Source organism: Kocuria sp. LUK (assembly GCF_021012935.1).
Taxonomy (GTDB): domain Bacteria; phylum Actinomycetota; class Actinomycetes; order Actinomycetales; family Micrococcaceae; genus Kocuria; species Kocuria flava.
Genome location: NZ_JAJMZI010000005.1, coordinates 190,179 through 207,215, shown reverse-complemented (window position 1 = coordinate 207,215; position 17,037 = coordinate 190,179). Strand labels below are relative to the sequence as shown.

At 76.4% G+C, this 17,037-nt stretch carries 15 protein-coding genes; 11 read left to right on the top strand and 4 right to left on the bottom strand.

The window, feature by feature from the left end; genetic code table 11:
* Positions 1 to 98 precede the first annotated feature (98 nt).
* The 6 genes from mtrA (at position 99) to secA (ending at position 9,108) form a co-directional block, all read left to right on the top strand.
* Positions 99 to 782, top strand: coding sequence for an MtrAB system response regulator MtrA (gene mtrA / locus LQU92_RS10940; RefSeq protein WP_058859220.1), 684 nt, complete (start codon positions 99 to 101; stop codon positions 780 to 782).
* Positions 779 to 2,713, top strand: a complete 1,935-nt coding sequence (gene mtrB / locus LQU92_RS10935; protein WP_230780691.1) for an MtrAB system histidine kinase MtrB — start codon at positions 779 to 781, stop codon at positions 2,711 to 2,713. The genes mtrA and mtrB overlap by 4 nt, the downstream gene beginning before the upstream one ends.
* Complete coding sequence (locus LQU92_RS10930; RefSeq protein WP_230780687.1) at positions 2,710 to 4,428, top strand: LpqB family beta-propeller domain-containing protein; 1,719 nt, start codon at positions 2,710 to 2,712, stop codon at positions 4,426 to 4,428. The genes mtrB and LQU92_RS10930 overlap by 4 nt, the downstream gene beginning before the upstream one ends.
* Before the next feature lie 225 nt (positions 4,429 to 4,653).
* Positions 4,654 to 5,439: a phosphoribosyltransferase family protein gene (locus LQU92_RS10920; protein ID WP_308071623.1), complete on the top strand. Its 786-nt coding sequence runs from the start codon at positions 4,654 to 4,656 to the stop codon at positions 5,437 to 5,439.
* Between the two features lie 103 nt (positions 5,440 to 5,542).
* Positions 5,543 to 6,229 carry a ribosome hibernation-promoting factor, HPF/YfiA family gene (gene hpf / locus LQU92_RS10915; RefSeq protein ID WP_083529594.1) on the top strand — a complete coding sequence of 229 codons (687 nt, stop codon included), beginning with the start codon at positions 5,543 to 5,545 and terminating at the stop codon, positions 6,227 to 6,229.
* Positions 6,230 to 6,396: 167 nt separating this feature from the next.
* Entirely contained in the window at positions 6,397 to 9,108 is a 2,712-nt protein-coding gene (gene secA / locus LQU92_RS10910) for a preprotein translocase subunit SecA (protein ID WP_230780685.1), read from the top strand.
* A 257-nt stretch (positions 9,109 to 9,365) separates the two neighbouring features.
* Here the strand turns inward: secA and LQU92_RS10905 are convergent, their stop codons facing one another.
* Positions 9,366 to 9,884: an Rv3235 family protein gene (locus LQU92_RS10905; RefSeq protein WP_219588421.1), complete on the bottom strand. Its 519-nt coding sequence runs from the start codon at positions 9,882 to 9,884 to the stop codon at positions 9,366 to 9,368.
* A gap of 38 nt (positions 9,885 to 9,922) precedes the next feature.
* Positions 9,923 to 10,873, bottom strand: coding sequence for a LysM domain-containing protein (locus tag LQU92_RS10900; RefSeq protein ID WP_230780683.1), 951 nt, complete (start codon positions 10,871 to 10,873; stop codon positions 9,923 to 9,925).
* A 415-nt stretch (positions 10,874 to 11,288) separates the two neighbouring features.
* On the opposite strand from LQU92_RS10900, the gene LQU92_RS10895 reads away from it, so the two are divergent.
* The gene (locus LQU92_RS10895; protein WP_230780681.1) at positions 11,289 to 11,852 is read left to right on the top strand and encodes a hypothetical protein; all 564 of its coding nucleotides are present in this window, start codon (positions 11,289 to 11,291) and stop codon (positions 11,850 to 11,852) included.
* A 12-nt stretch (positions 11,853 to 11,864) separates the two neighbouring features.
* Here the strand turns inward: LQU92_RS10895 and LQU92_RS10890 are convergent, their stop codons facing one another.
* A complete protein-coding gene (locus tag LQU92_RS10890) occupies positions 11,865 to 12,080 on the bottom strand; it encodes a helix-turn-helix domain-containing protein (protein ID WP_058859215.1) in 216 nt (71 codons plus the stop codon).
* Positions 12,081 to 12,339: 259 nt separating this feature from the next.
* Between LQU92_RS10890 and LQU92_RS10885 the strand changes: the two genes are divergently transcribed.
* The 3 genes from LQU92_RS10885 to LQU92_RS10875 are packed head-to-tail and all read left to right on the top strand — an operon-like array spanning position 12,340 to position 15,938.
* Complete coding sequence (locus LQU92_RS10885; RefSeq protein WP_101852027.1) at positions 12,340 to 12,996, top strand: hypothetical protein; 657 nt, start codon at positions 12,340 to 12,342, stop codon at positions 12,994 to 12,996.
* A complete protein-coding gene (locus LQU92_RS10880; protein WP_230780679.1) occupies positions 12,993 to 14,333 on the top strand; it encodes a P-loop NTPase in 1,341 nt (446 codons plus the stop codon). Before LQU92_RS10885 ends, LQU92_RS10880 begins: the two co-directional genes overlap by 4 nt.
* A gap of 48 nt (positions 14,334 to 14,381) precedes the next feature.
* A complete protein-coding gene (locus tag LQU92_RS10875; protein WP_230780677.1) occupies positions 14,382 to 15,938 on the top strand; it encodes a sensor histidine kinase in 1,557 nt (518 codons plus the stop codon).
* Between the two features lie 87 nt (positions 15,939 to 16,025).
* Here the strand turns inward: LQU92_RS10875 and LQU92_RS10870 are convergent, their stop codons facing one another.
* Positions 16,026 to 16,274: a WhiB family transcriptional regulator gene (locus tag LQU92_RS10870; protein WP_017833636.1), complete on the bottom strand. Its 249-nt coding sequence runs from the start codon at positions 16,272 to 16,274 to the stop codon at positions 16,026 to 16,028.
* A 324-nt stretch (positions 16,275 to 16,598) separates the two neighbouring features.
* Between LQU92_RS10870 and LQU92_RS10865 the strand changes: the two genes are divergently transcribed.
* The gene (locus LQU92_RS10865) at positions 16,599 to 17,009 is read left to right on the top strand and encodes a hypothetical protein (RefSeq protein ID WP_058859212.1); all 411 of its coding nucleotides are present in this window, start codon (positions 16,599 to 16,601) and stop codon (positions 17,007 to 17,009) included.
* Positions 17,010 to 17,037 lie beyond the last annotated feature (28 nt).

Genomic DNA, 17,037 nt, shown 5'->3' with positions numbered 1-17,037 from the left:
CCGCGCAGCCGACCGGTCCACCACCGCGCCCCGGACCTCCCGGGACCGCGGCGGGAGCCCGTCCCCGGGCCGGCCCGCACCACACCAGCGGAGAGGCGATGAACGCGCGAATCCTGGTCGTCGACGACGACGCCGCCCTGTCCGAGATGATCGGGATCGTCCTGACCTCCGAGGGCTTCGAGCCGGTCTTCTGCTACGACGGCGCCACCGCCGTGGAGACCTTCCGGGCGGTGGAGCCCGACCTGCTGCTGCTCGACCTGATGCTCCCGGGCAAGGACGGCATCCAGGTCTGCCGCGAGATCCGCGCCGTCTCCGACGTGCCCGTGGTCATGCTCACCGCCAAGTCCGACACCGTCGACGTCGTGCGCGGTCTCGAGGCCGGCGCCGACGACTACGTCCCCAAGCCCTTCAAGCCCGCCGAGCTCGTCGCCCGCGTCAGGGCCCGCCTGCGGCCCGTCGAGCGCGCCAACGCCGCGGAGCTGCGCATCGGCGACGTCACCATCGACGTCACCGGCCACAGCGTCCGGCGCGGCGACCACGAGATCAACCTCACCCCGCTGGAGTTCGACCTGCTCACCGCGCTCGCCCGCGCCCCGCACCAGGTCTTCTCCCGCGAGATGCTGCTGCGCGACGTCTGGGGCTACCAGCACGCCGCCGACACCCGGCTGGTCAACGTGCACGTGCAGCGCCTGCGCGCCAAGGTCGAGAAGGACCCGGAGAACCCGGAGATCGTCGTGACGGTGCGCGGGGTCGGCTACAAGGCGGGCCCGACCCCCCGATGACCGCACCGGAGGCCGCCCGCACCCGGCGGAGCGCATCCGGTCGCCTGGGCCGGCGGCTGCGCCTGGGCCGGACGCTGGTGGCCCGCCGCTGGCGGCAGTCCCTGCAGTTCCGGGCGCTCGCCGTCGCGCTGTCGCTGACCGCCCTGGCGTTCTTCGTCACCGGCAGCTTCCTGTCCCACCAGATCGCCGACCGCCTCTTCAGCGACCGGCTCGAGCAGGTGCTGGCCGGGGCGAGCGCGGACTTCGAGGACGTCCAGGCCAGCTTCGACGCCTCCGACGCCGCCGACCGCGACGAGCTGCAGGCCCTGGCCGCCTCGACCCTGGGGGCGCTGTCCACCGACGGCTCGGACGCCCAGCGGCGGTGGATCCTCGTGCCGATGGACTACACCAGCGGCCAGGCCCTGATCCCCGCCCAGAGCCAGAGCCCCTGGATGACCTCCAGCACGGTGCCCCCGGAGCTGCAGGAGCGGCTGGCCGCCCAGGACGGCGTGTACTGGCAGCCCGCCTCCGTGCCGATGAGCGAGAACGGGGACGAGGTCCCGGTCATCGTCGTGGGCACCGTGGTGGAGCTGCAGCAGAACGCCCGCTACGGGCTCTACCTCGTCTACGACTTCTCCGACCCGCAGCGCACCCTGGACGCCATGCACGCGGTGCTGCTGCTGTCCGTGGTGGTGCTGCTGCTGCTCGTCGGGGCGATCGTGTGGTACGTGACCCGCGAGGTGGTCCGGCCCGTGACGAGCACCGCCCGGGTCGCCGAGCTGCTGGCCGAGGGCGACCTGGGCGTGCGCATGCCCGTGAGCGGCGCCCACGAGGTCGCCCGCCTGGCCCGCTCCTTCAACCGCATGGCCGACAGCCTGCAGGAGCAGATCGTCCAGCTCGAGCACCTGTCCTCGATGCAGCAGACCTTCGTCTCCGACGTCTCCCACGAGCTGCGCACCCCGCTGACGACCGTGCGGATGGCCGCGGAGGTGCTCTTCAACGCCCGCGAGGACTTCGACCCCGTCAACCGCCGCTCCGCGGAGCTGCTCTACCACCAGGTCGACCGCTTCGACGCCCTCCTCGCGGACCTGCTCGAGATCTCCCGCTTCGACGCCGGCGCGGCCCGCCTCGAGGTCGCCAACGTGGAGCTGTTCTCCGTGATCCAGGACGTCGTCGAGGCCGCCGCCCCGCTCGCCGTGTCCTCCGGGTCGGTGATCACCGTGCGCTCGGGCCTGACCCGCTGCACGGTCCAGGGCGACCCGCGGCGGCTCGAGCGGATCCTGCGCAACCTCGTGGTCAACGCCCTCGAGCACGGCGAGGGCCGGCCGGTCGAGGTGGTCGTCGCCGAGGCGGACGCGGTGGTGGCCGTCGCAGTGCGCGACCACGGCATCGGCATGACCGAGGAGGAGGCCGAGAAGGTGTTCAACCGCTTCTGGCGCGCCGACCCCGCCCGGGCCCGCACGACCGGCGGCACCGGGCTCGGGCTGGCGATCGCCACCGAGGACACGCGCCTGCACGGCGGGCGCCTCGACGTGTGGGGTGCGCCGGGGGAGGGGGCGTGCTTCCGGCTGACGCTGCCGCGCGTGCAGGGCCGCCGCCTGGGACCGGAGGACCCCAGCCCGCTGCCGCTGCCCCCGGCCGCCGCGGAGCTGCCGGAGCGCGCCGGGACCACCCCGACGGGCACGCTCGTGCTCGTCCCGGGCCCCGCGGAGCCCGCCGGGCCCGGGACGGGACCGGACGGCGCGGCGGCCGGGGACCGTGCCGGGGAACCGCCCGCGGCGGACCCGGTGCCGGCGTCCGGCCCGCAGACCGCTGCGCCCGCCCCGGAGGAGCCCGCCGCCGGCCGGCCCGCACAGGCGCCCGGCGCCCCGCCACCCGGTGGTGCGGCACCCGGTGGTGCGGGGCCGCAGGCTCCGGTGCGCGCGGACGGTCCCGCGGGGCCGCGGCCGTGACGGCCCGCAGCGGCCGGGCCGCCCGGCGGGCGAGGACCGGGGCCGCGGCGACGGCCCTGGTGCTCGGGGTGGTCGTCACCGGATGCGGCGCCATACCCCGCTCCGGGCCGGTGCACCGCCACGCGGAGCCCAGCCCCACGGCCACCGAGGCCCGCCCCACCTACCTCGTGGACCCCGCCGGGCCCGTGCCGGGGGCCGGCCCGGAGCAGGTCGTGGAGGGCTTCCTCGCGGCCGGCACCGGGGTCGCCGACGACTACTCGGTGGCCCGCGAGTACCTGACCCCCGAGCTGGCCGCCACCTGGCACCCGGACGCGCGCACGCTCGTGCACCGGGGCGAGCCCTCGCTCGTGCCCCGGCTCGAGGACGGCCAGTACCGGCTCAACGTCGAGGTCTCCGCCGTCGTCAGCGCCACCGGCGTCATGGAGCGCAAGCCCGCCGGCTCCACCGAGGTGCTCGACTTCGAGGTCGTCCAGGTGGACGGGCAGTGGCGGATCGCCGAGGCCCCCGACGCCACGCTGCTGACCCCCTCGGACTTCGAGGACATCTTCGAGCCCCACGAGCTCTACTTCGCCGACCCCGACCTGTCCAACGCGGTGGTCGACCCGCGCTGGTTCCCGGAGCGCACCCCGGTGTCGACGTCGATCGTCCGGGCCCTGCTCAACGGCCCCGCGGCCTACCTGCGCGGCGCCGTGAGCACCTCCTTCCCGACCGGCACGACCCTCGCCGGCTCGGCGGTGCCCGTGCAGGACGGCACGGCGACCGTGGAGCTGAGCGTGCCGGACTTCGACCCGGCCGACATCGAGGTCAACCGCAGGATGCACGAGCAGCTGCTGCTCAGCCTCGCCCAGCTGGAGTCCGTCGACTCCGTCGAGCTGGTCGTCGACGGCGCCCCCGTCGAGCTCGGCGCCGCACGGGGTGAGCCGGAGCTCGCCGACGAGGTCACCGTCCCCTCCCGCCAGGTCGGGCTGGTCGACCGGCAGCTCGTCTTCTACCAGGGCGGTCAGACGGAGCCCGTCCCCGGTCTGCCCGCCCTCGACGCGCTCCAGCCGTCCCTGCCGGCGATGGACGCGGCCGCCGAGCACTTCGCCGTCGTCGACGGCGCCGACGGCTCGCTGGTCACCCTCGCCCGCGGCGAGCAGCCCGCGGAGCGCTACAGCGGGACGGGCCTGACCCGGCCCAGCTTCGACGAGCACGGCTGGGTGTGGACCGCCGACTCCGCCGGGACGGTCCGGGCCGTGCGGGCCCCGGCCCGCGGCGGGGAGCCCGTGCGGGTCGAGGCGCAGTGGCTCGCGGCGCGCACCGTGACCTCCCTGCGCGTCTCCCGCGGCGGCACCCGCGCGCTCGTGGTCACCCAGCAGGACGGCGTCTCGCAGCTGTGGCTCGCCGGGATCGTGCGCGATGGCGACGGCACGCCCCGCCGGCTCAACGAGCCGTACCGGGTGGCCGCCGACGTCGACGCCGACATCGCCCTGTGGCTGAGCGACCGCGAGTTCGTCGCCGCCCCGCTGGGCGGCGCCGACCCCGTGCGGCCCCGGATCTACGACGTCTCGGGACAGTACGAGGAGCTGCCCGCCATCGGCGGGCTGACCGGGCTCAGCGCCGGCAACGGCCCCTCCGCGGTCTACGCGCTGGCCGACGGCACGCTGCACATGCTCACGGGCAGCGCCTGGGCCCCCCAGGACGACGAGGTGCGCGACCCCGCCTTCGCCGGCTGAGCGTCCCGGCCGGGGCCGGCGGGGGACGACGACGGGGCGCGGTCCCGCCGCCGGCACCGGACCTCGCCCCGCGGCCGGTGGGCGGGCACGGCCCCGCCGGCCCGGGCGCGGTCCCGCCCCGACTCGGCGGGACCGGCAGCCCTCGGCTCCCGGCCCCGACCACCGGTCCTCCACAGGCGCGGCGGGCGGGGTGCGCGGGGCGCCGGTGCCGGCGAGGATGGGCCCGTGCCCCCGGACCCCGCCGCCCTCGACCGCACCGCCGCCCGCGCCCTCCGCCGCCTGGCCGAGGTCGCCGAGGTGCTCGTACCGGTCGAGTGCGCCGTGTGCCGCGCCCCGGGGGTCCCGCTGTGCCGGGGCTGCCGCGCCCGGCTGCGCCGCTCCTGCGCGCGCCCCTGCGAGGTCTCCGCCGCCGCACCCCTGCTGGAGCCCCCGCTGCCGGTCGTGGCCGCGGGGCGCTACGGCCACGAGCTGGCCGCGTGCCTGCTCGCCTTCAAGAACGGCGGGCGCACCGACCTGGGACCCGTGCTGGCGGCCTGCCTGGCCACCGCCCTGCACACGGGCGCCGCACAGTGGGAGGCGCCCGCCGCGGACGGGCGCCCGGTCCTGCTCGTCCCCGTGCCCACCGCGCCGGCGGCCCTGCGCCGGCGCTGGTTCGACCCCGTCGCCGTGCTCCTGGACGAGGCCGGACGCCGCGGGGTCCTGCCCGCCGGCACGGTCGTGGCCCGTGCGCTCCGGCACCGGGGAGCGCCGGCGGGACCCGCGCAGAAGCGGCTCGGGGCCGCGGCCCGCCGCACGCGCCCGGCGGGCACGATGCGCGCGGCGGGGGCAGCGGGGCGGCGGTGCGTCGTCGTCGACGACGTCCTCACGACCGGGGCGACGCTGGCCGAGGCCCGGCGCGCGCTGGCCGCCTCCGGGGCGGTGGTCGTGGGCGCGGCGGTGCTCGCGGCGGTGCGCGCACCGGCGGTTCCGCCGACCGCTGATTCGGCTCCCGCCACGCCGCCGGCCGGGTGACCCCCGGGTGTGATTCGACTAACGTTGAGTCACGGGACGCAACACGACCTCCCGGGTGGGCGGCCCGTCCGCCCACGTCACCCCCGAAGAACTGGAGGGCATCATGGAACTGAACGTCATGGGGCGCAACGTCGTCGTACCGGAGCGGTTCAAGGAGTACGCCGCCGAGAAGGTCGTCAAGTTCGAGGAGCTGGGCAACAAGGTCCAGCGCATTGATGTCAAGGTCACCAAGGAGCACGACCTGCCCGGCCACCAGGGCATGGGCGTCGAGATCACCGTGACGGGTCGCGGTCCGGTCCTGCGGGCCGAGGCGCGCAACGACGACAAGTTCGCGGCCTTCGACGAGGCCTACGGCAAGCTCCTGGAGCGGCTGCGCCGCGCCCGGGACCGTCGCAAGGTGCACCGCGGGCAGCACCGCCCCACGGCAGTCCACGAGGCCACCGGCACCCTGCCCGTGGTCCCGAGTTCCGGCCCCATCTACTCCACCCCCGAGGAGCTCGCGGCGGCGGAGACCGCCGCGTTCGACCAGAGCGTCAGCCTCACCGACGCCGTCACCCCCGTCGAGATCCGCCGCAAGCGCTTCCCCGCCGACGAGCTGAGCGTCGACGAGGCCGTGGACCGCATGGAGCTCGTCGGCCACGACTTCTTCCTGTTCGTCGACCGGGAGACCGGCGAACCCTCCGCCGTCTACCGCCGCAAGGGCTGGAGCTACGGCGTGATCAGCCTCAGCCCGGACGGCGAGGAGGCCGAGGAGAGCGTGCGGGCCTACCAGCCCGAGCCCGCGCGCTGACCCTCCCGCACACCCTTCGGCGCCCGGGACGGACCCGGCGCCGGACGAGCCCGGCGGCACGGCCCGCCGGGCTCGTCCGCGCCCGGGGCCCCTCCCGTAGACTGGAGGACGGCGCCGGAACCCCCAACTCTTCCGGTGCGGCCGACGAGACACCGAGGAGCTTGCACGTGGCGTCAATCCTGGAGAAGGTCCTCAGGACCGGGGACAAGAAGGTCCTGTCGAGGCTGCGGTCCTACACGGATGCCGTCAACAGCCTCGAGGACAGCTTCCGGGAGCTCAGCGACGCCGAGCTGCGTGCGGAGACCGACGCGTTCCGCGCGCGCGTGGCCGACGGCGAGTCCCTGGACCGGCTGCTGCCGGAGGCCTTCGCCGTGGTGCGCGAGGCGGCCTCCCGCACCCTCGGCCAGCGCCACTACGACGTCCAGCTCATGGGCGGGGCCGCCCTGCACCTGGGCAACATCGCCGAGATGAAGACCGGTGAGGGCAAGACGCTCGTGGCCACGGCCCCGGCCTACCTCAACGCCCTCACGGGCAAGGGCGTGCACGTGGTGACGGTCAACGACTACCTGGCCGAGTACCAGGCGAACCTCATGGGCCGCGTCTACCGCTTCCTCGGCATGGAGACGGGGGTGATCCTCGCCAACCAGGACCCCGCCACCCGCCGGGCGCAGTACGCGGCGGACATCACCTACGGGACGAACAACGAGTTCGGCTTCGACTACCTGCGCGACAACATGGCGTGGTCCCCGGAGGAGCTCGTCCAGCGGGGGCACCACTTCGCGGTCGTCGACGAGGTCGACTCGATCCTCATCGACGAGGCCCGCACCCCGCTGATCATCTCGGGGCCCGCCTCCGGGGAGGCCAACCGCTGGTACACCGAGTTCGCCCGTCTCGCCCAGCGGCTCGTGCCGGGGACCGACTACGAGGTCGACGAGAAGAAGCGCACCGTCGGCGTGCTCGAGCCCGGGATCGAGAAGGTCGAGGACTGGCTCGGGATCGAGAACCTCTACGAGCCCCAGAACACCCCGCTGATCGGCTTCCTCAACAACGCGATCAAGGCCAAGGAGCTCTTCCGCGCCAACAAGGACTACGTGGTGCTCAAGGGCGAGGTCATGATCGTCGACGAGCACACCGGGCGCATCCTCGCCGGCCGGCGCTACAACGAGGGCATGCACCAGGCCATCGAGGCCAAGGAGCAGGTCGAGATCAAGGCCGAGAACCAGACCCTCGCCACCGTGACCCTCCAGAACTACTTCCGCCTCTACGACAAGCTCGCGGGCATGACCGGCACCGCGGAGACCGAGGCCGCGGAGTTCATGAACACCTACGGGCTCGGCGTCGTGGCGATTCCCACCAACAAGCCCCTGGCCCGCATCGACCGCCCCGACCTGGTCTACAAGAACGAGGTCGCGAAGTTCGCCGCGGTGGTCAAGGACATCGAGGAGCGCCACCGCAAGGGCCAGCCGGTGCTCGTGGGCACGGTCTCGGTCGAGAAGAGCGAGTACCTCTCCAAGCTGCTGGCGCAGCGCGGGGTCCGCCACGAGGTGCTCAACGCGAAGAACCACGCCCGCGAGGCGGCCATCGTCGCCCAGGCCGGGCGCCGGGGCGCCGTGACGGTCGCGACGAACATGGCCGGGCGCGGCACCGACATCATGCTCGGCGGCAACGCCGAGTTCAACGCCGTCGAGCGCATGCGCGAGCGCGGCCTGGACCCGGTGCGCGACGCCGAGGAGTACGAGCGCGTCTGGCCGGAGGTCCTCGCCCGGGCCGAGGAGGAGACGAAGGCCGCCCACGAGGAGGTCGTCGGCCTCGGCGGGCTCTACGTCCTGGGCACCGAGCGCCACGAGTCCCGGCGCATCGACAACCAGCTGCGCGGGCGCTCCGGGCGCCAGGGGGACCCGGGGGAGTCGCGGTTCTACCTCTCCCTCGCCGACGACCTGATGCGCCTGTTCAACGCCGGTGCCGCGCAGCGGCTGATGGCGGGTGCGCCCGACGACACCGCCCTGGAGCACAAGATCGTCTCGCGGGCCATCGCCTCGGCCCAGAGCCAGGTGGAGGGCCGCAACGCCGAGCAGCGCAAGAACGTGCTCAAGTACGACGACGTGCTCAACCGCCAGCGCGAAGCGGTCTACCGGGACCGGCGCCGGGTGCTCGAGGGCGACGACCTGCACGAGCAGATCGCCCAGTTCGTGGAGGAGGTGCTCACCTCGACCATCCAGGAGCGCACCTCGGCGGGCCACCCCGAGGACTGGGACCTCGAGGACCTGTGGGAGGCCCTGCGCATGGTCTACCCGGTGACCCTCACCGTCGACGAGGTCGTCGAGGAGGCCGGCGGGCGGACCCGGCTCACGGCGGAGTTCCTGCGCGAGCAGATCCTCTCCGACGCGCGGGTCGTCTACGCCCAGCGGGAGGAGGAGGCCGGCAGCGAGGCGATGCGCAACCTCGAGCGCCGCGTCCTGCTGTCGGTGATCGGGCGCAAGTGGCCCGAGCACCTCTACGAGATGGACTACCTCAAGGAGGGCATCGGCCTGCGCGCCATGGCCCAGCGCGACCCGCTCGTGGAGTACCAGCGGGAGGGCTACGCGATGTTCCAGGCGATGATGGAGGCCATCCGCGAGGAGACCGTGAGCACCCTGTTCCGGATGGAGATCCGGCGCCAGCGCGCCGGCGCCGGCGGGGCGGTCGACCTGCAGATCCCGCGCCAGCCGAAGTTCCTGCAGTACTCCGCGCCCGACGAGACGGGCGGCACGGAGACCCACGTGGAGCCGGCCCCCTCCGGCGCGGACGGCGAGCGCCCGGACGGGTCGCCGGGCGCCGAGGCCGCCCCCAACCGCGCCGGCCGGCGCGCCCGCGCCCGGGCCGGCGGCGCCGAGTCCTGACCGGGCGGAGGGTTCCGCTCGACGAGGGCACCCGCGGGGCCTGAGGCCGGTCCCGTCCGGGCGGGCCCGGACGGGATGCCGCCGGGACCTGCGGGGGTGCTCCGCGGGGCCGCGGGGGTCGTGGCCGGGATCCACGGCAGCGTCCCGCGGGGCCGCGGAGGCCGCCGCAGGGCGGCGGGGCGGCCTGCGGTTGCCGGCGGGTGCCCGTCTGTTCGCCCGGGGCCGGCGGCGTCCTGTGCGCCCCGATCGCCCGGGGCTCAGCCGACCTCGAGCTCGGTGACGCACCAGCCGCGGCCGAGGCGCTCGACCCGCAGGGCGACCGCACGGGCCCGCCGCGGCTCGTCGACGACGAGGGCCACCTCGTAGACGCCGGGGCGCACCCGGCAGGCCCGGCACCGGCGCACGTGCGGGTTGCGGTGGAGCTCCTGCAGCTGCGGCTTGTTCTCGAACTGCTCCTGGAGCAGCCGCAGCATCTCGGCGCGCAGCTGGAAGCGTTGCACGATCTCCGGTGTCGTCCAGCGCGCCAGCTGGGCCGCGGGTCGGCTGCCGCCGAGCACCTCCACGGCGGCCTGGCCGATCGAGCGCGCCAGTGCCGTGACGCGGGACTGCTCGTCCCCGGGCCCCGCCGTGACGGTGCGCGCCGCGCCCCAGCGGTAGCCGCCCGGCGCCGTGGGCGGTCCGGACCGGCCGGAGGCCGCGGGCGCACGGGCCGGCACGGGCGGCCGCGGGGCCGGGACGGTCGGGGCGGCGGGATCGGAGCCTGCGGTGGTGCTCATGACGTCTCCTGGGACTCGGGCGAAGGGAGGGCAGCGGTTCACGGGGCTCGGCACGGCGGGCCGGCGGGGACCTCGAGCTGCTGACCGGGCAGCAGGCGGTCGGGGTCGTCGCCGAGGACGGCGCGGTTGAGGGCGTGCCAGCGGGGCCAGGCGCGGGCGATCTCGGCGTCGGTGGCGCCGGGGCCGAGCGCGGCCGCGGCGAGGGACCACAGGCTGTCCCCGCGCCGGACCGTCACGCGCCCGTCGACCGTCCGGGCCGCGAGGTCCCCGGCGGCGGGTCCGGGTGCCGGGCGCTCCCGGCCCGGCTGCTGCGGCCCGCGGGCGCCGTCGGCGGCGGAGCCGGGGCTCTCGTGCGGCTGCTGCGGGGCGTCCCCGGCCTGCCGGTCCCGCGGGGCGCTCCCGGGCCCCTCGCCCGCACCGGGATCCGGGGCGTCGGGACCCGAGCCCGACGGTGGGGCGCCGTCCGGGGACCCGCCCGCCCGGGACCCGCCGGGGCCCGGCTCCGGCGGCGGGCCGGTGTCCGGGCGCCCGCCCGGCGGGGGGCCGGACACGTCCTCCGGTGCGGCGGTCCCCGCCGTGCTCCCGGCGGGGGAGTCCGTCCCGGATCCGGGCGGTGCGGTCTCCCCGGCCGTGCGGCCGGCGGAGGGGGTGGGCTCGGGCCAGAAGGGGGAGGGCCCGGTGTCCGCCCGGGCGGCCGGGACCACGACCAGCTGCAGGCCCAGCACCGCGACCGCCGCCCGGCGCAGCAGCGCCGGGGAGAGCCGCCGGCACACCCGGCCGGTGCGCTCCCAGCGGCGGTGGTGGGCCACCACGGCGAGCAGGGCGAGCGCCGCGGCGACCGCCCACGCGAGCACCAGCAGGCACCCTGCCGCGGCCGCCGCCAGACCCAGGAGCGTCCCCGCTCCCCGCGGGCCGTGGGCGGGGCCCGCGCCGAGCAGCACCGCGGCGCACCCCGCGAGTCCCGTGCCGAGCACCGGCGCCGCGAGCACCGGCCACCAGGGAACCGGTGTCCCGGATGCTCCCGGGCCACGGGCGTGTGCGGGTCCCGTCCGTGCAGGGCGGTCCGTGCCGGTCATCTGGTCCCCCGATCGGGCCGACGGGCGGGAGCGGCGGGTCCACGGGGACCGCTGTGCCGTCGCCGGCTCTGTGATGCTGTTCGATGCCGTTTGACGCTATTTGACGCTGTTTGACGCTGTTTGACGCGTTTTGCGTCGTGGTGCATTGCTACCACCGCCTGCGCCGGGGTGTAAAGACCCGCGGCCGGGTCCGTGGACGGTCCTCGACGGCCGCGTGGCACGAGCGGCTCCGCGACGCCCGCGGCCCTTGACGGCTCCGGGGGCCCCGCCTAGCGTGAGCGGCTCCGCGACGGGCTGCGCGGGGACGCGAGGGACGAGGAGGACCGCGGTGCGCTGGGACGAGCTGTTCGCCGACATGGAGGCCCAGCTGGCCGCCGCCGGTCAGCAGGCGCTCGAGGCGGAGGCCGCGGAGCAGGCCCGGGCCGAGTACTCCCGGGTGCTGCTCGCCGACCGGCTGCGCGCGTGCCACGGGGAGCCCGTGCGGGCCCTGCTGGCGGACGGGGCCCCCGTCGCGGGGCGGGTCGCGTCCCTGGGGGCGGGATGGGTCCAGCTCGCCGAGCGGGACGCGGAGCACCTCGTGCCCCTGGACGCCCCGGTGTGGTGGGAGCTGCCGGGGCGCCGGTGGGCGCCGGGCGACGACGTGCTCGCCCTGCGCCTGGGCCTCGGCCACGCCCTGCGCACGCTGGCCCGGGCGCGGGCCCGCGTGCGCGTGCGGCTCGCCGGGGCCGGTCCGTCCGGCGTGCTCGACGGCACCCTCGACGCGGTGGGCGCCGACTTCGCCGACCTCGCCCTGCACCCCGGCGAGGACTGGCGGCGGCGCGGGAGCGTGCGCGCGGTGCGGAGCCTGCCGTTCGCGGCCCTGGCGTGCGTGTCCTCGGCCCCGGGGGAGTGAGGGGCCGGCGGCTCAGTCCAGCGAGCCCGCGCGCACGGCCTCGGCTGTGCGTTCGTAACCGCGGGTAATGTACTCCTCGAGCTTGACCTTCTCGACCCGCCACTGCCCGCGGCCGCCGACCTGGATGGCGGGCAGCTCCCCGCTGCGCACGAGCGCGCGGGCCTGCGAGGCCGAGACGTTGAGGATCTCGGCGACGTCCGCCAAGGTCAGGAAGCGCTGCTGCGTCATTTCCCGCCTCCTTGTCCGTGGGTGCACTCCGGCTCCCAGTCTGCCACCGAACGCCCCCGCGGGGGTCCCGTCCACAGCGGCCGCGCCCCTGCACCGCGCGCGGCGGGCGTGCCGCGCGCGGTGGGCGCGGGACGACGGCGCTGTCCCCAGTTGTGCACCGGCCGGTTCCGGGCCCGGCCGGGTCCGTGCAGAATGTGGGCGACGTGCGCGCCGGGGGTGCGCCGGGAGACGACGGCGGAGCACGGGAGGCGGGCGGCGGATGAGCGCGACGGTCGGGGGCACGCACTCGGGAGGCGCTCGGTTCCGGCGGCCCGCCTGGCGGGACCCGAGGCTGCTCACCGGCCTGCTGCTGGTGCTGCTGTCCGTCGCCGGGGTCGCGGCGGTCGTGGCCGTCACCAACCGCACGGAGCCCTACTGGGCCGCCGCCCGGGACATCGCGGTGGGCCAGGAGGTCACGGCTGAGGACGTGGTGGCCGTCGACGTGCGGCTGCAGGACTCCGCCGAGCGCTACCTGCCGGCGGCCTCGGCCCCGGACCCCGGCACCGTCGCCGTCCAGCGCATCGCCGGCGGCGAGCTGCTGCCCCGCACCGCGCTGGCCGACGCCGACCGGCTCGACCGCAAGCCGGTGGGCATCGCCGTGGACCACCCGCTGCCGGACGAGGCCGGCCCCGGGTCCCGGGTCGACGTGTGGGTGGCCGACCCGCAGCGGTCCGGGCGCGGCTTCGAGCCCGCCCGGCTGCTGCTGCCCGCCGCCGAGATCGCCTCCGTGGAGGCCGAGCAGACCGCGCTCGGCGCGGGCCGCGGCACGGTCGTGCACGTGCTCGTGGAGGACGGGCCGATGGAGGAGCTCGTGGACGCCCTCGGCAATGACGCCCGGGTCACGCTCGTGTGGAACCCGGCGGGACGGGCCCCGTGAGCCTGCCCCTGATCACCCTGGGCGTGTCCACCTGGCCGCTCGTGGACGGGCTCGAACGGCTGCACGGGACCGTGACGGTCGTGCGGCGCTGCCTGGACCTCGCCGAGCTGCTCGCCGCCGGCCGGACGGGCCTGGCGCGGGCCGTGCTCGTGGCCGAGGGCGCCGAGGAGCTCACCGCGAGCCTGGCCGAGCAGCTGCGGCTGGGCGGGGCCGTGCTGCTGGTGCTCGAGGGCCACGACGCCCGCCGCCTCGCCTCCCTGGGCGCCGTCGTCGTGCCCGAGGCCGCGGGCCCGGAGGAGACGGCCCGGCTGGTGGAGACGGCCGTCGCCGACGGTGCGCGGGCCCCCGGGACGGCCGGCTACGCCGAGGTGGGCGCGGCCGCAGGCACGGTCCCGGACGGGGCGGCGGCCACGGCCGGCGAGGACGCGGCGGAGCCGCCGGCACCGACCGGTCCGCGCGGCCCGGTGGTTGCCGTGTGGGGCCCCACGGGCGCCCCCGGGCGCACCACGGTGGCCGTCAACCTCGCGGCGGAGCTCGCGCTGCTCGGGCAGGAGACGGTCCTGCTGGACGCCGACACCTACGGCCCGTCGGTCGCGGCCTCGCTGGGCATGCTCGACGAGGCGGCCGGGCTGGCCCAGGCCTGCCGGCTGGCCGAGCAGGGACGCCTCGACGGGGCCGCGCTGCGCCGCACGGTCGCCGACGTGGCGGTCGCCGGGCGCACCCTGGGGGTGCTCACCGGTCTGACCCGCCAGGACCGCTGGCCCGAGCTGCGCTCCGGGGCCGTCGCGACGGTGCTCGAGGCCTCGGCCCGGGAGTACGCCGCCACGGTCGTGGACTGCGGCTTCGCCCTCGAGGCCGACGAGGAGCTCAGCTTCGACACCCTCGCGCCCCGCCGGCACGCCGCGGCCCTGACGGTGCTCGAGCGGGCCGACGTCGTCGTCGCGGTGGGCGCCGCGGACACCGTCGGGATCCCCCGGCTGCTGAAGGCCCTCCCGGAGGCGGTCGCGGCCGCCCCGCAGGCCCGGCTGCTCGTGGTGGTCAACAAGGTGCGCCGGGCGGCCGCGGGGCGCGACCCCGAGCTCGCCGTGCACGAGGCCTGGGCCCGCTACGGCCCCGGCGGCGCCCCCGAGCTGTTCCTGCCCTGGGACCCCGGCGCGCTCGACGAGGCGCTGCTGGCGGGCGCCGTCCTGGCCGAGAGCGCCCCGGGCGCCCCGGTGCGCGGGGCCCTGCGCGGGGCGGCCGGCCGCGTCCTCGGCGACGGCGACCCGGCGGAGCAGCCCGTGCCGGCGGGCGGGACTACGCTGGGGCGGAGGATCCGGGGCCGGATGCGCCGCTGATCCCGGGGCGGCACCGTGCCGGCCCGCCCGAGCAGAACCGGAGGCGACGTGGCGTTCACCGAACCGCTCAGGCGCAGCGAGGACTTCGGGCCGGGGGACTACGAGTGGCTCCACCTGCTCGTGGGCGACTGGCAGCTCGTCTCCGACCTGGGCTTCGCCGACCTGGTCCTCAGCTTCCCGGTGGACTACATCCCGGCGGCCGGCAGCGGCAACGGCCGCGGCATGCCGGCCCCCGGCAGCGCCTTCGAGGTCCTGGCCCACGTGCGCCCGCTGACCGGCCCCACCGTCTTCCACCAGGACCTCGTGGGGGAGCTGCTGCCGGCGGAGCTGTCCGGGCCGCTGCGCGCGGCGTGGGTCGCCCGCCGCCCGGACACGCTGCGCGCCGGGGCCGGACGCGGCGAGGGCGCCCGCCAGGTCACGGCGGTGCCGCTGGTGCGCAACGGACGCACGCTGGCCGTGCTCACCGTGCACACCCGGCGCCGGGCCGGGGAGGAGGCCACCCGCCAGGAGCTGGTCTACCGGGAGACCGCCGACCTGCTGCTGCGCATGGCCAACGAGGGGCTGTGGCCGGACTTCTCCGCGCCCACGGGCTCGCGCCGCGGCGCCCCCCGCGTCGGGGACGGGGCGATCCGCCTCGACGCCGACGACCGCGTGGTCTACGTCTCGCCCAACGCGGACTCGTCCCTGCGCCGGCTGGGCATCGACGGCGAGCTGGTCGGGGAGCGTCTGATGGACCTCGTCCCGCCCGCGCTGGGGGCGGGGTCCGTCCCGGACGAGACCCTGGCGCCCGTGCTGACCGGCCGGATGCCGTGGCGCACGGAGGTCTCGGGCAGCCGGGCGAGCATCTCCTTCCGCTCCGTGCCCCTGAAGGACCGCTCGAGCCGCTTCGGGGCCCTGCTGCTGTGCCGGGACGTCACGGAGCTGCGCCGGCGCGACCTCGACCTCGTCTCGCAGGAGGCGACCGTGCGGGAGATCCACCACCGGGTGAAGAACAACCTGCAGACCGTCTCGGCCCTGCTCCGGCTCCAGGCCCGGCGGATGACCACCCCCGAGGCCCGGCACGGGCTCGAGCAGGCGATGCGCCGGGTGGCGACCATCGCCCTCGTGCACGAGACCCTCTCGCAGGGCTTCACCCAGAACGTCGACTTCGACGAGCTCATCGAGCGGCAGTTCCGGCTCGCCGCCGAGGTCGCCGCCCCGGAGCAGTCCGTGCGCACCCGCATGATCGGGGAGTTCGGGGAGCTGCCCGCCCGGCTGGCGACCCCGCTGGCGCTGGTGATCAACGAGCTCGTGACCAACGCCGTCGAGCACGGCCTCGGCCGGCGCCCCGGCACGGTCACCCTCGAGGCCCGGCGCACGCCGGGGACGGAGGACGGCGGACCCCGTCTGGAGGTCGTGGTCAGCGACGACGGGGCCGGGATGGACCGGCCCGTCGTCGAGGAGTCCGGGGCCGCCGCGTTCCGGCAGGCCGGCCCCGGCGAGGGCCTGGGCATGCAGATCGTCCGGACCCTGGTCGCGAGCGAGCTCGACGGCACGATCCGCTGGGCCCCGCGGGAGGGCGGCGGCACCGAGGTGACCGTCTCCGTGCGCCTCGAGGAGCCGTGACGGCAACGGCCGAGGACCGGGACCCCGCGGGGTCCCGGTCCTCGGCCGCCGGCGCCGCTCAGCGGCGCCGTGTCGGGGGTGCCGTGCTCAGGAGGCGCGGCGGGCGCGGGCGGCGCGGCGCTTGAGCGCGCGGCGCTCGTCCTCGCTCATCCCGCCCCAGACGCCGGCGTCCTGGCCGGACTCGAGGGCCCACTGGAGGCAGGTGTCCATCACCGGGCAGGACCGGCAGACGGCCTTGGCCTCCTCGATCTGGAGGAGAGCAGGACCGGTGTTGCCCACGGGGAAGAACAGCTCGGGATCCTTCTCCAGGCATGCAGCGCGACTACGCCAATCCATGGTCGACGATCGCTCCTTTCGAGGACGGGTCCCGGGGCAGGGCGGAGCGTCCTGCTGCACAGGGTCCGGGACAAGAGAAAAGGCCCATTTCGCACGGGCCTTGTGGAGAACTGACGTCTACTCTGGCACGTGAACGACCGGTGAACAAGGGATCTGCGGCGCCTGTCACACCCCCGTCCGTGAGGTCTTCCTCACACCGCGGGCCGGCGGGCGCCGCCGCCTGCCGACCCGCTCCGGCCCGCCCCCGCAGGCCGGGCTCCCGGCGTCCGGGGTGGCCCCGGACGCCCCCGCCCCGCACGAACACCCCGCACGAAGGAGACCCCCGTGACCCCCACGGCCGCCCCGACGCCCCCGGGCCCCCGCCCGCGGGCCGTCACCGTCCTCGCCGCCGTCGTGCTGCTCGAGGCCCTCGCCCTCGCGCTCGCGGGAGCGCGGCTGCTGTGGTCGCTGGTCGCCGAGGAGCCGCTGACGGTGGGCGGCACGGTGTTCCTGCTCGTGGTGGCCCTCGCCGGGGCCCTGTGGCTGCACCGGGTCGCCCGCGGCCTGTGGCGGGGCTACCGGTGGCCCCGCGCCGCGGCCCTCGTGGTCCAGCTGTTCCTCCTCGTGCTCGGCGTGCCCCTGCTGCAGGGCGGGCAGTGGGCGGCCGGACTGGCGCTCGCCCTCCCGGCGGCGGTCGTGCTCCTGCTGCTGTTCCGGCCCGCCGTGCTGGCCTGGACCAGCCGCACCGTGCGCTGAGCCGCACCGGCGGGGACCGGGCAGTACA

Bases quoted from the DNA above. Each gene is read 5' to 3' on its own strand.
- mtrA (WP_058859220.1), top strand. From the start codon at position 99: ATGAACGCGCGAATCCTGGTCGTCGACGACGACGCCGCCCTGTCCGAG.
- mtrB (WP_230780691.1), top strand. From the start codon at position 779: ATGACCGCACCGGAGGCCGCCCGCACCCGGCGGAGCGCATCCGGTCGC.
- hpf (WP_083529594.1), top strand. From the start codon at position 5,543: ATGGAACTGAACGTCATGGGGCGCAACGTCGTCGTACCGGAGCGGTTC.
- LQU92_RS10905 (WP_219588421.1), bottom strand. From the start codon at position 9,884: ATGAGCACCACCGCAGGCTCCGATCCCGCCGCCCCGACCGTCCCGGCC.
- LQU92_RS10890 (WP_058859215.1), bottom strand. From the start codon at position 12,080: ATGACGCAGCAGCGCTTCCTGACCTTGGCGGACGTCGCCGAGATCCTC.
- LQU92_RS10885 (WP_101852027.1), top strand. From the start codon at position 12,340: ATGAGCGCGACGGTCGGGGGCACGCACTCGGGAGGCGCTCGGTTCCGG.
- LQU92_RS10870 (WP_017833636.1), bottom strand. From the start codon at position 16,274: ATGGATTGGCGTAGTCGCGCTGCATGCCTGGAGAAGGATCCCGAGCTG.